The sequence below is a fragment of the Pseudomonas sp. LAIL14HWK12:I10 genome, from assembly GCF_900184205.1.
Lineage (GTDB): Bacteria > Pseudomonadota > Gammaproteobacteria > Pseudomonadales > Pseudomonadaceae > Aquipseudomonas > Aquipseudomonas kermanshahensis.
In genome coordinates, this window is record NZ_FXWU01000006.1 from 353,332 (window position 1) to 371,010 (window position 17,679).

General features: G+C 62.7%; 19 protein-coding genes. 9 read left to right on the forward strand and 10 right to left on the reverse strand.

The genetic code is table 11. From position 1 onward, the window contains the following. The first annotated feature begins 62 nt into the window (after nucleotides 1-62). From rloA to QOS90_RS16175, 5 genes are all read left to right on the forward strand, one after another. On the forward strand, nucleotides 63-599 hold the full coding sequence (gene rloA, locus QOS90_RS16155) for a retropepsin-like aspartic peptidase RloA (RefSeq protein ID WP_027593923.1): 537 nt from the start codon (nucleotides 63-65) through the stop codon (nucleotides 597-599). Nucleotides 600-604: 5 nt separating this feature from the next. After that, on the forward strand, nucleotides 605-2,140 hold the full coding sequence (rloB, locus tag QOS90_RS16160; RefSeq protein WP_027593924.1) for an osmotic stress tolerance membrane protein RloB: 1,536 nt from the start codon (nucleotides 605-607) through the stop codon (nucleotides 2,138-2,140). After that, nucleotides 2,140-3,120, forward strand: coding sequence for an alpha-L-glutamate ligase-like protein (locus tag QOS90_RS16165; protein WP_027593925.1), 981 nt, complete (start codon nucleotides 2,140-2,142; stop codon nucleotides 3,118-3,120). Before rloB ends, QOS90_RS16165 begins: the two co-directional genes overlap by 1 nt. A 193-nt stretch (nucleotides 3,121-3,313) precedes the next feature. Next, on the forward strand, nucleotides 3,314-4,657 hold the full coding sequence (gene pabB, locus QOS90_RS16170; RefSeq protein WP_027593926.1) for an aminodeoxychorismate synthase component I: 1,344 nt from the start codon (nucleotides 3,314-3,316) through the stop codon (nucleotides 4,655-4,657). Between the two features lie 104 nt (nucleotides 4,658-4,761). Then, on the forward strand, nucleotides 4,762-5,496 hold the full coding sequence (locus tag QOS90_RS16175; RefSeq protein ID WP_027593927.1) for a phosphoadenylyl-sulfate reductase: 735 nt from the start codon (nucleotides 4,762-4,764) through the stop codon (nucleotides 5,494-5,496). Nucleotides 5,497-5,705: 209 nt separating this feature from the next. Here QOS90_RS16175 and cysB read toward each other — a convergent pair whose 3' ends face one another. From cysB to QOS90_RS16190, 3 genes are all read right to left on the reverse strand, one after another. Further along, nucleotides 5,706-6,680, reverse strand: a complete 975-nt coding sequence (gene cysB / locus QOS90_RS16180) for an HTH-type transcriptional regulator CysB (RefSeq protein WP_027593928.1) — start codon at nucleotides 6,678-6,680, stop codon at nucleotides 5,706-5,708. A gap of 129 nt (nucleotides 6,681-6,809) precedes the next feature. Beyond that, on the reverse strand, nucleotides 6,810-7,307 hold the full coding sequence (locus tag QOS90_RS16185) for a universal stress protein (RefSeq protein WP_027593929.1): 498 nt from the start codon (nucleotides 7,305-7,307) through the stop codon (nucleotides 6,810-6,812). A 105-nt stretch (nucleotides 7,308-7,412) separates the two neighbouring features. Further along, nucleotides 7,413-8,360, reverse strand: a complete 948-nt coding sequence (locus tag QOS90_RS16190; RefSeq protein ID WP_027593930.1) for a putative 2-dehydropantoate 2-reductase — start codon at nucleotides 8,358-8,360, stop codon at nucleotides 7,413-7,415. Nucleotides 8,361-8,593: 233 nt separating this feature from the next. Here QOS90_RS16190 and QOS90_RS16195 point away from each other — a divergent pair, with 233 nt between their 5' ends. Further along, the gene (locus QOS90_RS16195; protein WP_027593931.1) at nucleotides 8,594-9,670 is read left to right on the forward strand and encodes a 3-deoxy-7-phosphoheptulonate synthase; all 1,077 of its coding nucleotides are present in this window, start codon (nucleotides 8,594-8,596) and stop codon (nucleotides 9,668-9,670) included. Between the two features lie 38 nt (nucleotides 9,671-9,708). Here the strand turns inward: QOS90_RS16195 and QOS90_RS16200 are convergent, their stop codons facing one another. Further along, nucleotides 9,709-9,990: a GNAT family N-acetyltransferase gene (locus QOS90_RS16200; RefSeq protein ID WP_025338432.1), complete on the reverse strand. Its 282-nt coding sequence runs from the start codon at nucleotides 9,988-9,990 to the stop codon at nucleotides 9,709-9,711. Between the two features lie 505 nt (nucleotides 9,991-10,495). Between QOS90_RS16200 and oprI the strand changes: the two genes are divergently transcribed. Then, nucleotides 10,496-10,747 (forward strand): outer membrane lipoprotei OprI, encoded by a 252-nt coding sequence (gene oprI / locus QOS90_RS16205; protein ID WP_003259780.1) that lies wholly within the window; start codon nucleotides 10,496-10,498, stop codon nucleotides 10,745-10,747. Nucleotides 10,748-10,870: 123 nt separating this feature from the next. Here the strand turns inward: oprI and QOS90_RS16210 are convergent, their stop codons facing one another. From QOS90_RS16210 to QOS90_RS16220, 3 genes are all read right to left on the reverse strand, one after another. After that, nucleotides 10,871-11,848: a L,D-transpeptidase family protein gene (locus QOS90_RS16210; protein WP_085273233.1), complete on the reverse strand. Its 978-nt coding sequence runs from the start codon at nucleotides 11,846-11,848 to the stop codon at nucleotides 10,871-10,873. A 119-nt stretch (nucleotides 11,849-11,967) separates the two neighbouring features. Next, the gene (locus tag QOS90_RS16215) at nucleotides 11,968-12,249 is read right to left on the reverse strand and encodes a hypothetical protein (protein ID WP_027593933.1); all 282 of its coding nucleotides are present in this window, start codon (nucleotides 12,247-12,249) and stop codon (nucleotides 11,968-11,970) included. Between the two features lie 58 nt (nucleotides 12,250-12,307). Continuing rightward, nucleotides 12,308-12,913 carry an arylesterase gene (locus tag QOS90_RS16220; RefSeq protein WP_027593934.1) on the reverse strand — a complete coding sequence of 202 codons (606 nt, stop codon included), beginning with the start codon at nucleotides 12,911-12,913 and terminating at the stop codon, nucleotides 12,308-12,310. A 10-nt stretch (nucleotides 12,914-12,923) separates the two neighbouring features. Here QOS90_RS16220 and QOS90_RS16225 point away from each other — a divergent pair, with 10 nt between their 5' ends. Both QOS90_RS16225 and QOS90_RS16230 read left to right on the forward strand, forming a co-directional pair. Continuing rightward, a complete protein-coding gene (locus QOS90_RS16225; protein WP_027593935.1) occupies nucleotides 12,924-13,607 on the forward strand; it encodes an ABC transporter ATP-binding protein in 684 nt (227 codons plus the stop codon). Nucleotides 13,608-13,611: 4 nt separating this feature from the next. After that, a complete protein-coding gene (locus tag QOS90_RS16230; RefSeq protein ID WP_085273232.1) occupies nucleotides 13,612-16,119 on the forward strand; it encodes an ABC transporter permease in 2,508 nt (835 codons plus the stop codon). Nucleotides 16,120-16,210: 91 nt separating this feature from the next. Here QOS90_RS16230 and greB read toward each other — a convergent pair whose 3' ends face one another. From greB to QOS90_RS16245, 3 genes are all read right to left on the reverse strand, one after another. Beyond that, the gene (gene greB, locus QOS90_RS16235; protein ID WP_027593937.1) at nucleotides 16,211-16,681 is read right to left on the reverse strand and encodes a transcription elongation factor GreB; all 471 of its coding nucleotides are present in this window, start codon (nucleotides 16,679-16,681) and stop codon (nucleotides 16,211-16,213) included. 11 nt (nucleotides 16,682-16,692) lie between these two features. Then, the gene (locus QOS90_RS16240; RefSeq protein ID WP_027593938.1) at nucleotides 16,693-17,010 is read right to left on the reverse strand and encodes a hypothetical protein; all 318 of its coding nucleotides are present in this window, start codon (nucleotides 17,008-17,010) and stop codon (nucleotides 16,693-16,695) included. 207 nt (nucleotides 17,011-17,217) lie between these two features. After that, nucleotides 17,218-17,655 (reverse strand): DoxX family protein, encoded by a 438-nt coding sequence (locus QOS90_RS16245; RefSeq protein ID WP_085273231.1) that lies wholly within the window; start codon nucleotides 17,653-17,655, stop codon nucleotides 17,218-17,220. Between the last annotated feature and the right edge of the window lie 24 nt (nucleotides 17,656-17,679).

Here is a 17,679-nt window from a genome sequence, read left to right on the forward strand (position 1 = left end):
AAGCTTGCGCAGTCGTTGCCAGTCGCCTTGCCCCGAACCCTGCACAGTACCGCGCCAGGATTATGAGACTTACACCCGTTTTATTGCTGCTATGCCTCACCCTGCTGCCGGCCATCGGCCAAGCGGCGGGCAAGACCGTGTACGGTCTCAACGAATACGCAAAGCTGGGCGACCTGGACCTGGAAGTGGCCGCCAAGCTCGACACCGGTGCCAAGACCGCCTCGCTCAGCGCCCGCGACATCAAGCGCTTCAAGCGTAACGGCGAGAGCTGGGTGCGTTTCTACCTGGCCATCGATGCCGCCCATTCGCACCCGATCGAACGCCCCCTCGCGCGCGTCAGCAAGATCAAGCGACGGGCAGGCGACTACGATGCCGAATCGGGCAAGGCCTACACCGCGCGCCCGGTCATCGAACTCGAAATCTGCATGGGCCAGGCCCTGCGCACCATCGAAGTCAACCTCACCGACCGTAGCGCGTTCCAGTTCCCGCTGCTGATCGGCTCCGAGGCGCTCAAGCACTTCGACGCGCTGGTCGACCCAAGCCTTAAATACGCGGCCGGCAAACCTGCCTGTGCCACCGACGCTCCTAAAGCAGAGTAATCCCGATGCGCTCTCTTACCCTCCATCTGAAAGTCCTGATCACCGTCCTGGTGCTGCTGGGCGTGGCGGTCACCGCTTATCAGATCTTCTTCCTCGGCATCCCGGTGACCGAAGACGAAACCGACGACCTGTGGAATATCGACGCCAAGGTCGAGTTCGTGGCCAGCACCAAGGACCCGGTCAAGGTGCAGATGTTCGTGCCGCCACTGAACCGCGACTACGTCAGCCTCAACGAGAGCTTCATCTCCAACAACTATGGGGTAAGCGTCAACCGTGCCGACGGCAACCGCAAGGTGACCTGGTCGGCACGCCGCGCCAGCGGCAACCAGACGCTTTATTACCGCCTGGTGCTGACCAAGCGCTACAGCAACGAAAAGACCACCATCAAGGGCCCGACCTTCCGTGACAGCCTGGCAGTCGACGGCCCCGAGAAGATCGCCGCCGAAGCCCTGATGGCGCCTATCCGCCAGCATTCGGCCGACGTTGAGACCTTCGTCAGCGAGACCATCAAGCGGGTCAACAACCTCAACGACGACAACGTCAAGCTGCTGCTGGCCGGCGACACCTCGGCCATGAAGAAGGCCCAGGTCATCGACCTGCTGTTGTCCATCGCCCACGTGCCGATGGAAAAGGTCCACACCATCCGCCTGGTCGCCGACACCCCGCAGACCCCAGAGCTGTGGCTGCGCAGCTTCAACGGCAACGACTGGCTGTACTTCAACCCGGACACCGGCGAGCAGGGCCTGCCCAACGACCGCTTGCTGTGGTGGACCGGTGATGACAACCTGATCACCGTCGATGGCGGCAAGAAAGCCAACGTCACCTTCAGCATGAACAACAGCGAGATGAACGCCATCCGCCTGGCCAAGCTGACCGACGAGAACACCGACGCCGACTTCCTCGAGTACTCGCTGTACGGCCTGCCGCTGCAGACCCAGCAGACCTTCATGATCATGGTGATGATCCCGATCGGCGTGCTGGTGATCCTGGTGCTGCGCAACCTGATCGGCCTGCAGACCCTAGGTACCTTCACCCCGGTACTGATCGCCCTGGCCTTCCGCGAGACTCAACTGGGCTTTGGGATCGTGTTGTTCACGGTAATCACGGCGCTGGGCCTGTCACTGCGCTCGTACCTCGAACACCTCAAGCTGCAGATGCTGCCACGCCTGTCGGTGGTGCTGACCTTCGTGGTGGTGCTGATCGCCGCCATCAGCCTGTTCAGCCACAAGCTGGGCCTGGAGCGCGGGTTGTCGGTGGCGCTGTTCCCGATGGTGATCCTGACCATGACCATCGAACGCCTGTCGATCACCTGGGAAGAGCGCGGCGGTGGCCATGCCATGAAAGTGGCCATCGGCACCCTGTTCGCAGCGTCCGTCGCGCACCTGCTGATGATGGTGCCGGAGCTGGTGTACTTCGTCTTCACCTTCCCGGCGGTGCTGCTGATTCTGGTGGGCTTCATGCTGGCGATGGGTCGCTACCGCGGCTACCGCCTGACCGAGCTCGTTCGCTTCAAGGCGTTCCTGAAGAAGGCTGATGCCTGATGTTCGGACTGATCAAGACCTGGAAAGCCCTGGAGGCCCGGGGCATCATGGGTATCAACCGGCGCAATGCGGACTATGTCCTGAAGTACAACAAGCGCCACCTGTACCCGATCGTCGACGACAAGATCATCACCAAAGAGCGTGCGCTCGCGGCCGGCATTCATGTGCCGGAAATGTACGGCGTCATCGAGACCGAGAAAGAGATCGAGAAGCTCGATGAAATCATCGGCGGGCGCAGCGACTTCGTCATCAAACCGGCGCAAGGCGCCGGCGGTGACGGCATCCTGGTGATCGCCGACCGCTTCGAGGACCGCTACCGCACGGTGTCGGGCAAGATCATCAGCCACGAGGAAATCGAGCACCAGATCTCGAGCATCCTTACCGGCCTGTACTCGCTGGGCGGTCACCGCGACCGGGCGCTGATCGAGTACCGGGTCACGCCGGACCAGATCTTCAAGAGCATCAGCTACGAAGGCGTGCCGGACATCCGCATCATCGTGCTGATGGGCTACCCGGTCATGGCCATGCTGCGCCTGCCGACCCGCCAGTCCGGCGGCAAGGCCAACCTGCACCAGGGCGCCATCGGCGTAGGTGTCGACCTGGCCACGGGGGTGACCCTGCGCGGCACCTGGCTGAACAACATCATCAGCAAGCACCCGGACACCACCAACGCCGTGGACGGCGTGCAACTGCCGAACTGGGACGGCTTCATGAAGCTTGCGGCTGGCTGCTACGAGCTGTGCGGCCTGGGCTACATCGGTGTGGACATGGTGCTGGACCAGGAAAAGGGCCCACTGATTCTGGAACTCAACGCCCGCCCAGGCCTGAACATCCAGATTGCCAACGACTGCGGGCTGACCCAGCGCACCCACGCCATCGAGGCGCACATCGAGGCGCTGGCCAAGGACGGCGTGACCGAGGATGCCGAACAGCGCGTTCGTGTCTCGCAAGGGCTGTTCGGGCACGTGCATCCGCGCTGAGATTGCCGGGGCTGCTTTGCAGCCATTCGCAGCGCAAGGCTGCTCCTACAGGTACCGCGCAGCCCTTCCCTGTAGGAGCAGCCTTGTGCTGCGAATGGGCAAAACACAATGTTGAATGTCGCGCTAACGCTAGGCGCATTTCCTACACAGGTCTACAATCGCCCTCCTCGCTTTTACATCGCCGTCCACACTGATGCCGACCTGTACGCTCCACCCCCTGCCCTACCAGCCTGACCCTGCCGCCTATTTCGCCCGCCTGCGCCAGGCGCCCGGCGCGATTCTGCTCGACAGTGCCCGCCCCGGTGCCGAACGCGGCCGCTTCGACCTGCTCAGCGCCTGGCCCATGCAACACCTGCAAGCCCACGCAGACGAGGACGGCCGCGCCTTCCTGCAACGGCTGCGCGCAGGGCTGGCACAACTGGGCCACGCCGACTTGCCGGTTGGGGTGGAACTGCCGTTTGCCGGCGGCCTGATCGGCTACCTCAGCTACGACTTCGGCCGGCGCCTGGAAAACCTGCCCAGCCTGGCCGTCGATGACCTCGGCCTGCCCGATGCGCAACTTGGCCTGTACCGCTGGGCATTGGTGACCGACCACACGCTGGCAACCAGCCAGCTGGTGTTCCACCCAAGCCTGGCAAGCGCTGAGCGCGAGCGCCTGATTGCCCTGTTCGAAGCCCCCGATTGTGCTGCAACTGGCGATTTCCACCTGCTGGCCAACATGACCGGCGACTTGAAGCCCGAGCACTACCAAGCAGCGTTCGACCAGGTGCAACGCTACATTCAGGCCGGCGATTGCTACCAGATCAACCTGACGCAACGCTTCCGCGCACCGTGCCAGGGCGACCCGTGGCGCGCCTATCAGGCGCTGCGCAAAGCGTGCCCGACGCCATTCTCCGGCTACCAGCAACTGGCCGATGGCAGCGCACTGCTGAGTTTCTCGCCGGAGCGGTTCATTCGGGTTAGCCAAGGGCTGGTCGAGACTCGCCCGATCAAGGGCACCCGACCACGCTCAAGCAACCCCGACCAGGACGCCCGCAACGCCGAAGAGCTGCTGCACAGCCCCAAGGACCGCTCGGAAAACCTGATGATCGTCGACCTGCTGCGCAACGACCTGGGCCGTACCTGCCAGATCGGCTCGGTCAAGGTGCCCGAGTTGTTCAGCCTGGAAAGCTACCCCAACGTTCACCACCTGGTCAGCAGCATCACCGGGCAATTGGCCACCGACAAGGACCCACTGGACCTGATTGGCGACAGCTTCCCCGGCGGCTCGATCACCGGGGCGCCGAAGATCCGCGCCATGCAGATCATCGACGAACTGGAGCCCAGCCGCCGTGCACTGTATTGCGGCTCGTTGCTGTACGTGGATGTGCGCGGCGAGATGGACAGCTCCATCGCCATTCGCAGCTTGCTGGTGAAGGATGGCCAGGTCAGCTGCTGGGGCGGCGGCGCAGTGGTGGCGGACTCCGACTGGGCGTCGGAATACGAAGAATCGATTGCCAAGGTGCGGGTGCTGATGGAGACCTTGCAACAGCTCTGATTCGGCGCCACAAGGCCTTTATGCCAGGCGTCTAACCCAGCATTTTTTGTTACCATCACCTCATTACGAGCGCACAGCGCCACAGCCAAGATGGAAACCGCCTGATGAGCCAACCCTTCGACGTCGCCGCCCTCGCCGCGACCTATGCCAACAAGTCACCGCAAGACATCCTGAAACTCGCCTTCGAGCATTTCGGCGACGACTTGTGGATCTCCTTCAGCGGCGCCGAGGATGTGGTGCTGGTCGACATGGCCTGGAAGCTGAACAAACAGGTCAAGGTCTTCAGCCTCGACACCGGCCGCCTGCACCCAGAGACCTACCGCTTCATCGACCAGGTCCGTGAGCACTATGACATGCCGATCGAAATCCTCAGCCCGGATCGCAGCAAGCTCGACCCGTTCGTCAAGGAAAAGGGCCTGTTCAGCTTCTACAAGGACGGCCACGGCGAGTGCTGCGGCATCCGCAAGATCGAACCCCTGCGCCGCAAACTGGCCACGGTAAGCGCCTGGGCCACCGGCCAGCGTCGCGACCAGAGCCCAGGCACGCGTAGCCAGGTGGCGGCACTGGAAATCGACAGCGCCTTCTCTACCCCCGAGCGCCCCCTGTACAAGTTCAACCCGCTGGCACAGATGAGCAGCGAAGAAGTGTGGGGCTACATCCGTATGCTCGAGCTGCCCTATAACAGCCTGCACGAGCGCGGCTTCATCAGCATTGGCTGCGAACCGTGCACACGCCCGGTGCTGCCGAACCAGCACGAGCGTGAAGGCCGCTGGTGGTGGGAAGAGTCGACCCAGAAGGAATGCGGCCTGCACGCCGGCAACCTGATCAGCAAGGGCTGATCGACAGGTAAAGAAAAACCGGCCAATGGGGCCGCTGCGCGGCCCATCGCAGGCAAGCCAGCTCCTACAGGTGTAGCGTATTTATTGAGAATCTCGCTCACCTGTAGGAGCTGGCTTGCCTGCGATGGGCTGCGCAGCAGCCCCAATTAAGGCGGATGAAGCTTAACTGACCATTAGCCCAAGGGCCGGTTTTTTCATGCTCGAACGGCTTAGTGCACCGGCAGCTCGACGCCTTCGAACAGCTCTTCAAGCTCTTGCTTGTTATGGCACTGGATGGCTTTGGCCATCACTTCGCGGGTCAGGTGCGGGGCGAACTTCTCGATGAAGTCGCACATGAAGCCGCGCAGGAAAGTGCCACGGCGGAAGCCGATCTTGGTGATGCTGGCCTCGAACAGTTCGCTGGCATCCAGGGCCACCAGGTCGCTGTCGAGCTTGGTGTCAACGGCCATCTTGGCCACAATGCCCACACCCAGACCCAGGCGCACGTAAGTCTTGATCACGTCGGCGTCGGCGGCGGTGAACACCACTTTCGGCGTCAGGCCGCGATGGTTGAAAGCTTCGTCCAGCTTGGAACGGCCGGTAAAACCGAACACGTAAGTGACGATCGGGTATTCGGCAACGGCTTCCAGGGTCAGCTTCGGCAGCTTGGTCAGCGGGTGCCCCTGCGGAACCACCACGCAGCGGTTCCACTTGTAGCACGGCATCATGATCAGGTCGCCGAACAACTCCAGCGCCTCGGTGGCGATGGCGAAGTCGACAGTGCCATCAGCGGCCATCTCGGCAATTTGCATCGGCGAGCCCTGGTGCATGTGCAGGGCCACTTCCGGGTACTGCTTGATGAAGCTGCTGATCACCGGCGGCAGCGCGTAGCGGGCCTGGGTGTGGGTGGTGGCGATGGACAAGGTACCCTTCTTCTCGTTGGAGAATTCCTGGGCGATCTGCTTGATGCTCTCGACCTTGCGCAGGATTTCGCCAGCGGTATTGATGATGCGCTCACCTGCCGGCGTGACGCGGGTCAGGTGCTTGCCGCTGCGGGCAAAGACTTCAACGCCCAGCTCATCTTCGAGCAAACGGATCTGCTTGCTGATACCTGGCTGGGAGGTATACAGGCTCTGCGCCGTCGCGGAGACGTTGAGGTCGTGGTGCGCCACTTCCCAGATGTAGCGCAGTTGTTGAAGCTTCATAGGTTTCCCTCGGTTCAGCGGTGAGTCAGCGGCAGCAGGCAGCGACGATATATAACTATATTAGTGGTTCTGGAAATAAATCTAGAACTATTTTGTTACACGCGCCCCAGTAATAGCCTACGGCCAGCTTCACGTTTTCCTACGTCCCAGGTGCTGTGCAAGCGGCACCATATACACCGGCACAGGCGACAACTGCAGCAACCGCACCGCCGTTCGCCCCAGCGGCACATCAACGCCCGCACCGGCACTGTGGCTTCCGAAAATCAGCAAATCGACGCTCAAGCGCTGCGCCTGGTCGAGTATGACCTGGGCAGGGTCACCCTGGCGCACACGCACCGCCTTGATGACCGCAAGGTCCGCCTCCTCGCCCAGTTCATCGCGAAAATTTTCCAGCACGCGCTGTTCGATATTGGCCATGACCGTGTTGACGCCCTGGCTGTGCAACTGGTCGAGCGTCTGCTCATCGAGATAGCTTTGCAGCAGCGACTCGGCGAACTGGCCCATGGGCTCCACGGCGTGAATCACATACAACTCGGCATTGAACGTGCGCGCCAATGCCAGGGCGTGCTGCATGACAAAAGGGGCGTAGACACCGAGGTCGGTGGCGTACAGCATGGAGCGGATCATTCGACCTCCTCGACTGCCGCTGCGGCAGAGCAAGCTTCAGCTTAGCAGCGCGCCGCACGCACGCTTTGCCGTCCGGCGTGCTGCTGGCGCGGGCCGCAGGAGGCGTCAGATGGGGCGTGTATCGCGGCTGATGAACGACAGCGCCTGGTACAGCATCTCCATGCGCGGCAAGCTGCAGCCCGCCGCCCGTGCGCGCGCCAGCGGCTCGCCATAAATGGCCTGAAGCTCCAGCGGGCGCTGCTGGGCATGGTCGTGGTACATGCTTGGCCAGTAGTCGGGCATCCGTTCGGTGACCTGGAACAGATGCTCGGCATACCCCTCGGGCAGCACATGGCCACACGCTGCAGCGCCTTGCACCACCTCGTCCATCAACGCCTGGATCAGCGCCCGGCTATGCGGGTCGGCCATCAGCGGCGTGGTGCTGGCGCCGAGCAACACCGAAAGCCCGTTATACGGCACGTTCCACACCAGCTTCTGCCAACGGGCCTGGCTCAGGTTGTCCATGGCCTGCGAATCGATACCCGCCGCCTGGAACAGCCCAGCGCCCTCCTTGACCAGCGCAGCACCACCCTCGCTTGCCGGCCCACTGTGATAGCCCAGGTTGACCGCACCCAGTGCCTGATGGCGGATCACCCCCGGGGCCTGGCGATTGACGCAAATGAAGCACAGGCCGCCGAGCAGGTGCATGTCGTCGCGCAATGCCGGGCGCAGTTGCTCCTCCACGCCCAGGCCATTCTGCAGCAGCACCACGCGTGCGTCAGGTGTAGCGGCCTGCACGATCAGCGGCGCCAGCTGGTCGTTGCTGGTGGCCTTGGCGCCCACCAGCAGCCAGTCGCATTGCGGCATGTCGGCAACATTGGCATACGCCTGAATCTGCATCTGCAACGCGCCATGCACGGCACTTTCAAGCACCAGCCCCTGGTCGCGCACCACCTCGTATTCGCTGCGCAGCAGGAAGTGCACGTCGAAACCGGCCCGCGCCAGCATCAACCCATAAAAGCCGCCGATGGCACCACTGCCGATGATCCCGATACGTGGTTTGCGCGGATGCATGCCGATCTCCAGGTAAATGTCAGAGCGCTTTTTTACACCGGTTGCGGCCCGCTGGGCACCCCAATCGCGCAACGGCGCCGCCAGCACGGGAAAATCCCTGCCCTGACAGGCCAAAGCCCATTGTCGCGCCACCTGTAACGCGCTAAGGTTCGGCTCCCCGCTGCGAACATTCTTGCTGCTGGGCCGCACGGGGATTGCTGGCGGCCGGCACCCGTGACCTGACGAGTAACACGATGGCTGATTTACCGATCGACGACTTAAACGTTGCCTCCAACGAGACCCTGATCACGCCCGATCAGCTCAAGAAGGAAATCCCCCTCAGCGCCACGGCCCTGCAGACCGTGACTGCCGGCCGCCAAGTGGTGCGCGATATTCTCGACGGCAAGGACCATCGCCTGTTCGTCGTGGTCGGCCCCTGCTCCATCCACGACATCAAGGCTGCCCACGAGTACGCCGAACGCCTGAAGGTATTGGCTGCGGAAGTGTCCGACACCCTCTATCTGGTCATGCGCGTGTACTTCGAGAAGCCGCGCACCACCGTAGGCTGGAAAGGCCTGATCAACGATCCGTACCTGGATGACTCGTTCAAGATCCAGGACGGCCTGCACATCGGCCGCCAACTGCTGCTGGACCTGGCTGAAATGGGCCTGCCGACCGCTACCGAAGCGCTCGACCCGATCTCCCCGCAGTACCTGCAGGACCTGATCAGCTGGTCGGCCATCGGCGCCCGCACCACCGAATCCCAGACCCACCGCGAAATGGCCTCGGGCCTGTCTTCGGCGGTCGGCTTCAAGAACGGCACCGATGGCGGCCTGACCGTTGCGATCAACGCCCTGCAGTCAGTGTCCAAACCGCACCGCTTCCTTGGCATCAACCAGGAAGGCGGCGTCTCCATCGTCACCACCAAGGGCAACCCTTACGGTCACGTGGTGCTGCGCGGCGGCAATGGCAAGCCCAATTATGACTCGGTCAGCGTCGCCTTGTGCGAACAGGACCTGGCCAAGGCCAAGATCAAGGCCAACATCATGGTCGACTGCAGCCACGCCAACTCCAACAAGGACCCGGCCCTGCAGCCACTGGTGATGGAAAACGTCGCCAACCAAATCCTCGAAGGTAACCAGTCGATCATCGGCCTGATGGTCGAGAGCCACCTGAACTGGGGCTGCCAGTCGATTCCGAAAGACCTGAACGAACTGCAATACGGTGTTTCGGTGACCGACGCCTGCATTGACTGGGCTGCGACTGAGAAGACCTTGCGCAGCATGCACGCCAAGCTCAAGGATGTACTGCCGCAGCGCCAGCGCGGCTGACAAAAAAAGGGCCGCTAAGCGGCCCTTTTTTTATAGGTTCAGACTTTGCTCGAGTGACGCTGCTGGCGTTCCATGTAGCGTTCTACATAAGAGCACGACGGAATCACCGTGTACCCCATCTGCTCGGCATACTCCAGGGCCCGCTCGGTCAGCGCTGCGGCAATGCCACGCCCGCGCAGGGCGTTAGGCACGAAGGTGCGATAGATGTCCAGCGTCTGCTTGCCCAGATCCATGTACGTCAGATAGGCACGATGACCGTCCACGTTGGTCTCGAACTGATGACCGGCCTGGTCATGGTGGATGGTCAGCGCTTCGCTCATCACTACTCCTCGCAGGTCTTCTCGGCAGACCCATACCTTAACCGATGGTGGTTTATCCGGCACAGAATCCTCTACGCCACCTGTTGCCCCTTGGACCACAGGACGATTGCAATCGTTCTACCCTCGGGCATTCACAAGATAGTAGGCGCGGCAAGCAGGATTGCTCAAGGTGGCAATGGTTAAAAACGGCAAAAAACGTCGCTAATGGACTCTTCCCGTTACGCCAACAGCAGCCGGATGTTGTAGGGCTTAAGACGCTGAACGACAGACAAAGTCACCGTTAGTTCAACAAAAAAGTTCCCGTAGTACAGACGGTTGCGGCCCCTGTACGTTTTTTTCACAAACGCGTCGCAAATCTTGTCGGCGTGACCTGGAGCAACATTTTTTTTGCAGTTCTTGCGCTCAGTCAGTTTACTTACTACAAGTAATGGGTACTATGTACGCCGGCCAGTTTCTCTTTTCCGAGAGATGGCTCTTTAATAGAAAGTCCTTGAAGGGGAACACGATGAACAACGTTCTGAAATTCTCTGCTCTGGCTCTGGCCGCAGTTCTGGCTACCGGTTGCAGCAGCGTATCCAAAGAAACCGAAGCTCGTCTGACTGCGACTGAAGACGCAGCAGCTCGCGCTCAAGCTCGTGCAGACGAAGCCTACCGTAAGGCTGACGACGCACTGGCAGCCGCTCAGAAGGCTCAGCAAACCGCTGACGAAGCCAATGAGCGCGCTCTGCGTATGCTGGACAAAGCCAGCCGCAAGTAATAGTCCTCACGGATTGTTATGAAGCCGACCCACTTGTGGGTCGGCTTTTTTATTGCCGCGCAACACGCAGTGCACAAACGAAAAGGCCTGCACTAAGGCAGGCCCTGGGCAGCTCGCGAACGCTTACTGCAGTTCAGGCGGGATGCTCGAAACCATCGGCGCCGTACCCTGATTATCGACTGGGACGGCAATTTCGACGGGCATGCCATCTTCAGCGGCGACCACGTCACGCACCATGTCCCAGTTCATGCGCAGGTTGTTCGCAAGGTCTTCACGCTTGAGCAATGCATTGATAACCGCAGTGTGCTTATCCACCACCGACGGATTACCTTGATCGTCCAACGGCGTGTGTGCTTCGAGGTAGACCTTGCCAGCACTGATACCGAACTTGTAAGGCTCGTTGATGATGCGCACTGGGGTACCTACCGGCACCATCTTCGACAGCTCGACTACGTTGTTGTTGAGCATGCGGAAGCAACCGTGGCTGGTGCGCATGCCGATGCCAAACTTCTTGTTCGAACCATGAATCAGGTAACCCGGTACACCCAGGGTGAACTTGAACGGGCCCAGCGGATTGTCCGGCCCGGCAGGCACCACGGTCGGCAGGATGTCGCCGTCGGCGGCGTGCTCGGCGCGAATCGAAGCGGGCGGGGTCCAGGTCGGGTTCGGGGTCTTGGCCGTGATCTTGGTGTTGGCGATCGGCGACCCCCAACCTTCACGACCAATGCCCAGCGGGAAGGTGTACACCACGCTCTGCCCTTTCGGGTAGTAGTACAGACGGTACTCGGCCAGGTTGATGACGACGCCTTCGCGCGGCCCCGGCGGCAGCACATAGCGGGTCGGCAGGATAATTTCGGTACCGGCACCCGGCAACCAAGGGTCGACGCCCGGGTTGGCGGCGATCATTTCCAGGTAGCCAAGGTCGTTGGCAGTGCCGATGTCGGCGAAGGTGTCTTCGTACTTTGCCTTGATCACCTGCACCTGGCCGACAATGTCTTCACCGGGGGGTGGCAATGGCAGCTCCAGCGCAGCAGCGGGGCCCGCTACCAGCAGGGCGGCCAGGGACAGGCTACGGGTGACGGCAGGAAAGCGCGGCAACATCCGGTAAATCCTTCGAAAGGTGGGTCAAGAGAATCGATTGTACACCCGCACCGATGCAAGCGGGAGGCATTGGCGTCACGCAAGCGTTTCAGATGATGAAAGGTGTGTCAGGTTTGGCATCAAAGCTGCGGCCACACCGGGCGCATGCCGCGCCGCTGGGCGTCGAGAATGGCGCGGCAGAGCGCGCACAGGCGGTCGTCGCGGTAGATCGACCGTTGCACCCCGGACCAGCGCGGCTGCGCGGGCAGCAAACCGCCGCACAAGGTACGGTCGACCGGCACGCCCAGCTCAAGCTGGCGGGCCGCCAGGTGGACGCGAACTTCCTGGCAGGCAAACAGGTCGAGCTGTTCGTCAGGCTCGATCAGTTGGTAGGCATAAAGGGACCAGGCGGGGCGCGGCATCGGGGGCTCTCGAAACGGGGGGCGCAACCTTAGCCGAAAGCCGGCCCCGTTTAAAGCGTCACAGCAAGGGTTTTATCGCCGGCCAGGCATTTTCCAGCAGGCGCTGCTGGGCACCTTGCGCAGGATGGATGCCATCAGCTTGCATCAGCGCCGGCACACCGCCCACACCCTCCAGGAAAAACGGCACCAACGGCACCTGTTTTTCCGCAGCCAACTGTTCATACACCTGGGCAAACGCCGTGGTGTAACGCACACCATAGTTGGGCGGCAGGCGCATCCCCAGCAGCAGCACCTTGGCACCCGCTTGCCGAGCGCTCTCGATCATCGAAGCAAGATTTTGTTGCAATTGCTGCGGCGGCTGCCCGCGCAGCCCGTCATTGCCGCCCAACTCCAGCACCACCACCGCCGGCTTGTGCGCTGCAAGCAGCGCCGGCAGCCGCGCCTGGCCTCCTGCACTGGTGTCGCCGCTGATCGACGCGTTGACCACCTGATCATCGAAACCTTCGTCCTTGAGCCGGGTCTGCAACAAAGAGACCCACCCCTGGCGGCTATCCAGGCCAAAACCGGCGCTGATACTATCACCAACCACTAGCACCGTTCCCGCCGTGGCGCTCTGGGCCAGGCAACACAAGGCCAGACCGGCACTCAACCACCACATTCGCATTGGATTCTCCATGGGCCCCAGCATTCTCGTTGCGCAGAACCTTAGCAAAGTGGTCCCCAGCGCGGAAGGCGATCTGACCATCCTCCACGCCCTCTCCCTCGATCTCGCCCAAGGCGACAGCCTGGCCATCGTCGGTGCTTCGGGCTCTGGCAAGTCGACGTTGCTCGGCTTGCTCGCCGGCCTCGACCAGCCCAGCGCCGGCAAGGTCATCCTCGCCGGGCATGACCTGGGCCCACTGGACGAAGACCAGCGCGCCCGCGTGCGCGCCGAGCATGTCGGCTTCGTATTCCAGTCATTCCAGTTGCTAGACAGCCTCAACGCCTTGGAGAACGTCATGCTACCCCTGGAGTTGGACGGCCGCCGTGATGCCCGCGAACACGCGCGCACCCTGCTCGAACGGGTTGGCCTGGGCAAGCGCCTGAGCCACACCCCGCGCCAGCTGTCCGGTGGCGAGCAACAACGGGTGGCGATTGCCCGCGCCTTCGCGGCACAACCTGCCGTGCTGTTCGCCGACGAGCCCACCGGCAACCTCGACAGCCACACCGGCGAGCGCATCAGCGACCTGCTGTTCGAATTGAACAAGGAGCGCGGCACCACCTTGGTACTGGTCACCCATGACGAACGCCTGGCCAGACGCTGCCGGCGCCTTATCCGCCTGGACGCCGGCCGCCTGGTGGCCCCGGTGGAGGTCTGAGCTCATGACCAGCATGCCCTTCTCCCGATTGTGCGGCCTGGCGTTGCGCCAGTTGCTACGCGACATCCGCGCCAGCGAAGTGCGCGTGCTGTTCTTTGCCCTGCTGGTGGCCGTTGCGGCCAGTACGGCGATTGGTTACTTCGGTGCCCGCCTCAACGGCGCCATGCAATTACGTGCCAGCGAATTCCTCGGTGCCGACCTGGTGCTGCAAGGCAGCGCACCTGCCCGGGACGAACAGATCAGCGCAGGCAAGGCCCTCGGCTTGCGCCACGCCCAAGTGGTCGAATTCACCAGTGTGGTGGGCGGTGACAGCGGCATCCAACTGTCCAGCGTCAAGGCCGCCGACGGCGCCTACCCCCTGCGCGGGCAAGTTCGCAGTGCCGCCGCCCCCTATGCCGAGGAAACCCCCGGGGGTGGCCCGGCGCCCGGGGAGGCCTGGGTCGAACCAAGGCTGCTGGCCGCGCTGGGGCTAGCGATCGGTGACAGCATCGACGTGGGCATGAAAAACCTGGGCATGAGCCGCGTACTGACCTACGAGCCGGACCGCGCCAACAACTTCTATAGCCTGACCCCGCGGGTAATGATGAACCTGGCGGACCTGGCCGCGACCGGGGTGATCCAGCCGGGCAGCCGGGTGTCCTACCGCGACCTGTGGCGCGGCGACGTCGAAGCGCTGGCCCAGTATCGCCAGGCCGTGGAGAAAAACCTCGCGGCCAACCAGCGCCTGCTCGACACCCGCGATGGCAACCGCCAGATTGGGGGCGCCCTGAGCAAAGCCGAGCGCTACCTGAACATGGCAAGCCTGGTGGCGGTATTGCTGGCCGGCGTCGCCGTGGCCATGTCGGCCAGCCGCTACGCCGCCCGGCGCCTGGATGCCAGTGCGCTGCTTCGCTGCCTGGGCCTTTCCCGTCGGCAGGCCCTGGGCCTGTACTGCGTGCAGCTGGCCATGCTTGGCCTGGTGGCTGCCGTGGCAGGCGCCCTGCTTGGATGGTTGGCGCAACTGGGCCTGTTCCGGCTGCTGCACGGCCTGCTGCCGAGCGTGGTTCCGCCTGGTGGTGTCGTACCCGCGCTGGCCGGCATCGGCACCGGGCTGGTCGCCCTGGCCGGCTTCGCCCTGCCGCCCATTGCCGCCCTCGGCCAGGTACCCCCGCTGCGCGTGCTGCGCCGTGACCTGCTGCCGGTGCCACCCAGCAGTTGGCTGGTGTATGGCGCCGCCTTGTTGGCCCTGGGCCTGATCATGTGGCGCCTGAGCCTAGACTTGCTGCTGACCTTCGCACTGCTGGGCGGTGGCCTGGTCGCGGCGGTGGTGCTCGGCGGCCTGCTGCTACTGGGCCTGCGCAGCTTGCGCCAACTGTTGGTCGGTGCCCCGCTGGCCTGGCGCCTTGGGCTCGGGCAATTGTTGCGCCATCCGTTGGCTGCCGCTGGCCAGGCCCTGGCTTTTGGCCTGATTCTGCTGGCCATGGCGCTGGTCGCATTGCTGCGTGCCGAGCTGCTCGACACCTGGCAGGCACAATTGCCCAAGGATGCACCCAACCACTTCGCCCTGAACATCCTGCCGGATGATCGTGAGCCCTTCGCTCAACACCTGCAGCAGGTCAATGCAGCCTCGGCGCCGCTGTACCCGGTAACGCCCGGCCGCCTGATCCAGATCAACCAGCAACCGGTGCAGCAGATCGTCAGCAAGGACTCCGCAGGCGAACGCGCCGTGCAACGCGACCTCAGCCTGACCTGGGCCGCCGAATTGCCCAATGGCAATGCACTGACGGCAGGCGAATGGTGGCAGGCACTGCCGTCGGGCGACGAGATACCGGGCGTTTCGGTGGAGGCCGAACTGGCCACGAGCCTGAAGCTGCAACTGGGTGACCTGCTGACCTTCGACATCGGTGGCCAGCAACGCCAGGCCCGGGTCAGCAGCCTGCGCAGTGTGCACTGGGACAGCTTCCAGCCGAACTTCTACATGATCTTCCAGCCTGGCACGCTGCAGGGGTTGCCCACGACTTACCTCACCAGCTTCTATCTGGCCCCAGGCCATGACCTGGATGTGGTCGCGCTGTCACGGGCTTTCCCGGCGGTGACCATCCTGCAGGTTGACGCGTTGCTGGATCAGCTGCGCAGCATCCTTGCTCAGGTCACCCTGGCGGTCGAGTACGTACTACTGTTCGTCTTGGCGGCAGGCTTGGCGGTGCTGTTCGCCGGCTTGCAGGCAACACTGGACGAACGCATTCGCCAAGGCGCCCTGCTGCGGGCACTGGGCGCGGCACGGCCATTGCTGGTCAAGGCAAGACGTATCGAGTTTGGCCTGCTGGGCGCAGCCAGCGGGTTGCTGGCTGCACTGGGTTGCGAGCTGATCACGCTGGTGCTGTACCGCTATGCCTTCGACCTGCAATGGAACCCGCACCCGTGGCTGCTCGTGCTACCGCTGGCGGGGGCAGTGCTGGTGGGGGGTGCTGGGGTGCTCGGCACGCGGCGGGCGCTCAATGCCAGCCCATTGACCGTGTTGCGGGAGGGGTGAAAAACCTCTACAGGAGCGTAATACTGTTCACTTAATTAGCCATCGCCTGTACTGGGGCCGCTTTGCGGCCCATCGCGACACAAGGCCGCTCCTACGTGTAGCTGATGCTGTTGACGTACCAGGCCGCGTCGCCGGTCGGGGTCTGCACCACCACCTCGTCGCCCTCCTCCTTTTTGAGCAAGGCACGGGCCATGGGTGAGTCGATCGAGATGTAGTCGTTACGCCCATAGATCTCGTCATACCCGACAATACGAAACTTCTTGGTCTCGCCCTCGTCGTTCTCGATCTCGACCCAGGCACCGAAAAACACCTTCCCTTCCTGCTCTGGCGAATACGCCACGACCTTTACATCCTCAAGGCGCTTGCGCAGGTACCGGACCCGGCGGTCGATCTCGCGCAACAGCTTCTTGTTGTATTGGTAATCGGCATTCTCGCTGCGATCACCCAGCGATGCCGCCCAGGTCACCTTCTGGGTGATCTCGGGGCGGTAGACACGCCACAGGTGATCCAGCTCTTTTTTCAGGGCCTCATGGCCTTCGGTGGTGATGATGTTGGTGCTCAACAGCGTTCTCCTCAACGGCGGGTGATCAGGCCTTGACGAGCGATGCGGGTGAGATGGCCAATGACTTCGGCGGCCTCGGCAGAGGCCGGGGCCTGAATGACTGCCAAGTCGAAACGGTCGTTGCCATACTGCGCGAGATGGCAGCAGGTTTCGGTGAACTGGATAAGAAAGGCACGCGCCTGGCCCTTGCGACGTGAAAGGCCTTCGAGATGACGCAAAAGGGTAGGCTGATGCTGGCCACCGAGCAGGATGCGCGGTGTGCGGGAGGCCTCGTTTGCAGGCAACGGGCTCAAACAGACGCTAGTACGTGGGCTACGTGGGCAACTCATGGTGCTTCTCTCCGCCTCGCGAATCCCGCTGGGCAGCGGTGGGAGGCGTCACCGAACCAGCGCTTTAGCGGTATTTCGGATGACCCGGAGGGGCCTCTCCTGCGCCCCGCAAGTAGCTGTTTAAATCGGCGCAGGCGGTATGCTAGAGCTACAAGCGCAAAGATTCAAGCCTCAAGCTGCACGATGCAGCTTGAGGCCCGGGGCCTGTCAGCGGGCGATCAGGCGGTCGAGGGAGAAGCGACCTGCACCTTCGATCATCACCGCCAGGGTGCCGGCCAGCAGCGCCAGGGCGAATTCATAACCGTTGTTGGCCATGAACAGGCCGTTGCCGATGTGCACCGAAAAGATCGCCACCACCAGGGTGACCGTCAGCGCCAGGGCCGCTGGGCGTGCCAGCAGGCCGATCACCAGGGCCAGGCCGCCGAAGAACTCGGCGCTGCCAGACAGCAAGGCCATCAGGTAACCCGGTGCCAGCCCGATGCTTTCCATCCACTGGCCGGTGCCCTCCAGGCCATAGCCGCCAAACAGGCCGAACAGCTTCTGCGCGCCATGCGCCATGAAGATGATGCCGACCAGGATACGGATCACGCTGAGGCCAGCGCCTGCACGGGTTGCGATCACTGCGTTGAGGGAGGTGGTGTTCATGTTGTGGCGTCCTTGAATCCGGGA

Excerpts from the sequence above, each read along its gene's own strand:
- QOS90_RS16215 (WP_027593933.1), bottom strand. The coding sequence starts at position 12,249 with ATGCCGCGCCCCGCCTGGTCCCTTTATGCCTACCAACTGATCGAGCCT.
- QOS90_RS16230 (WP_085273232.1), top strand. The coding sequence starts at position 13,612 with ATGACCAGCATGCCCTTCTCCCGATTGTGCGGCCTGGCGTTGCGCCAG.
- QOS90_RS16240 (WP_027593938.1), bottom strand. The coding sequence starts at position 17,010 with ATGAGTTGCCCACGTAGCCCACGTACTAGCGTCTGTTTGAGCCCGTTG.
- QOS90_RS16165 (WP_027593925.1), top strand. The coding sequence starts at position 2,140 with ATGTTCGGACTGATCAAGACCTGGAAAGCCCTGGAGGCCCGGGGCATC.
- QOS90_RS16200 (WP_025338432.1), bottom strand. The coding sequence starts at position 9,990 with ATGAGCGAAGCGCTGACCATCCACCATGACCAGGCCGGTCATCAGTTC.
- QOS90_RS16225 (WP_027593935.1), top strand. The coding sequence starts at position 12,924 with ATGGGCCCCAGCATTCTCGTTGCGCAGAACCTTAGCAAAGTGGTCCCC.
- QOS90_RS16175 (WP_027593927.1), top strand. The coding sequence starts at position 4,762 with ATGAGCCAACCCTTCGACGTCGCCGCCCTCGCCGCGACCTATGCCAAC.
- pabB (WP_027593926.1), top strand. The coding sequence starts at position 3,314 with ATGCCGACCTGTACGCTCCACCCCCTGCCCTACCAGCCTGACCCTGCC.
- QOS90_RS16210 (WP_085273233.1), bottom strand. The coding sequence starts at position 11,848 with ATGTTGCCGCGCTTTCCTGCCGTCACCCGTAGCCTGTCCCTGGCCGCC.
- QOS90_RS16190 (WP_027593930.1), bottom strand. The coding sequence starts at position 8,360 with ATGCATCCGCGCAAACCACGTATCGGGATCATCGGCAGTGGTGCCATC.
- rloA (WP_027593923.1), top strand. The coding sequence starts at position 63 with ATGAGACTTACACCCGTTTTATTGCTGCTATGCCTCACCCTGCTGCCG.
- oprI (WP_003259780.1), top strand. The coding sequence starts at position 10,496 with ATGAACAACGTTCTGAAATTCTCTGCTCTGGCTCTGGCCGCAGTTCTG.
- QOS90_RS16245 (WP_085273231.1), bottom strand. The coding sequence starts at position 17,655 with ATGAACACCACCTCCCTCAACGCAGTGATCGCAACCCGTGCAGGCGCT.
- QOS90_RS16185 (WP_027593929.1), bottom strand. The coding sequence starts at position 7,307 with ATGATCCGCTCCATGCTGTACGCCACCGACCTCGGTGTCTACGCCCCT.
- cysB (WP_027593928.1), bottom strand. The coding sequence starts at position 6,680 with ATGAAGCTTCAACAACTGCGCTACATCTGGGAAGTGGCGCACCACGAC.
- rloB (WP_027593924.1), top strand. The coding sequence starts at position 605 with ATGCGCTCTCTTACCCTCCATCTGAAAGTCCTGATCACCGTCCTGGTG.
- QOS90_RS16195 (WP_027593931.1), top strand. The coding sequence starts at position 8,594 with ATGGCTGATTTACCGATCGACGACTTAAACGTTGCCTCCAACGAGACC.
- QOS90_RS16220 (WP_027593934.1), bottom strand. The coding sequence starts at position 12,913 with ATGCGAATGTGGTGGTTGAGTGCCGGTCTGGCCTTGTGTTGCCTGGCC.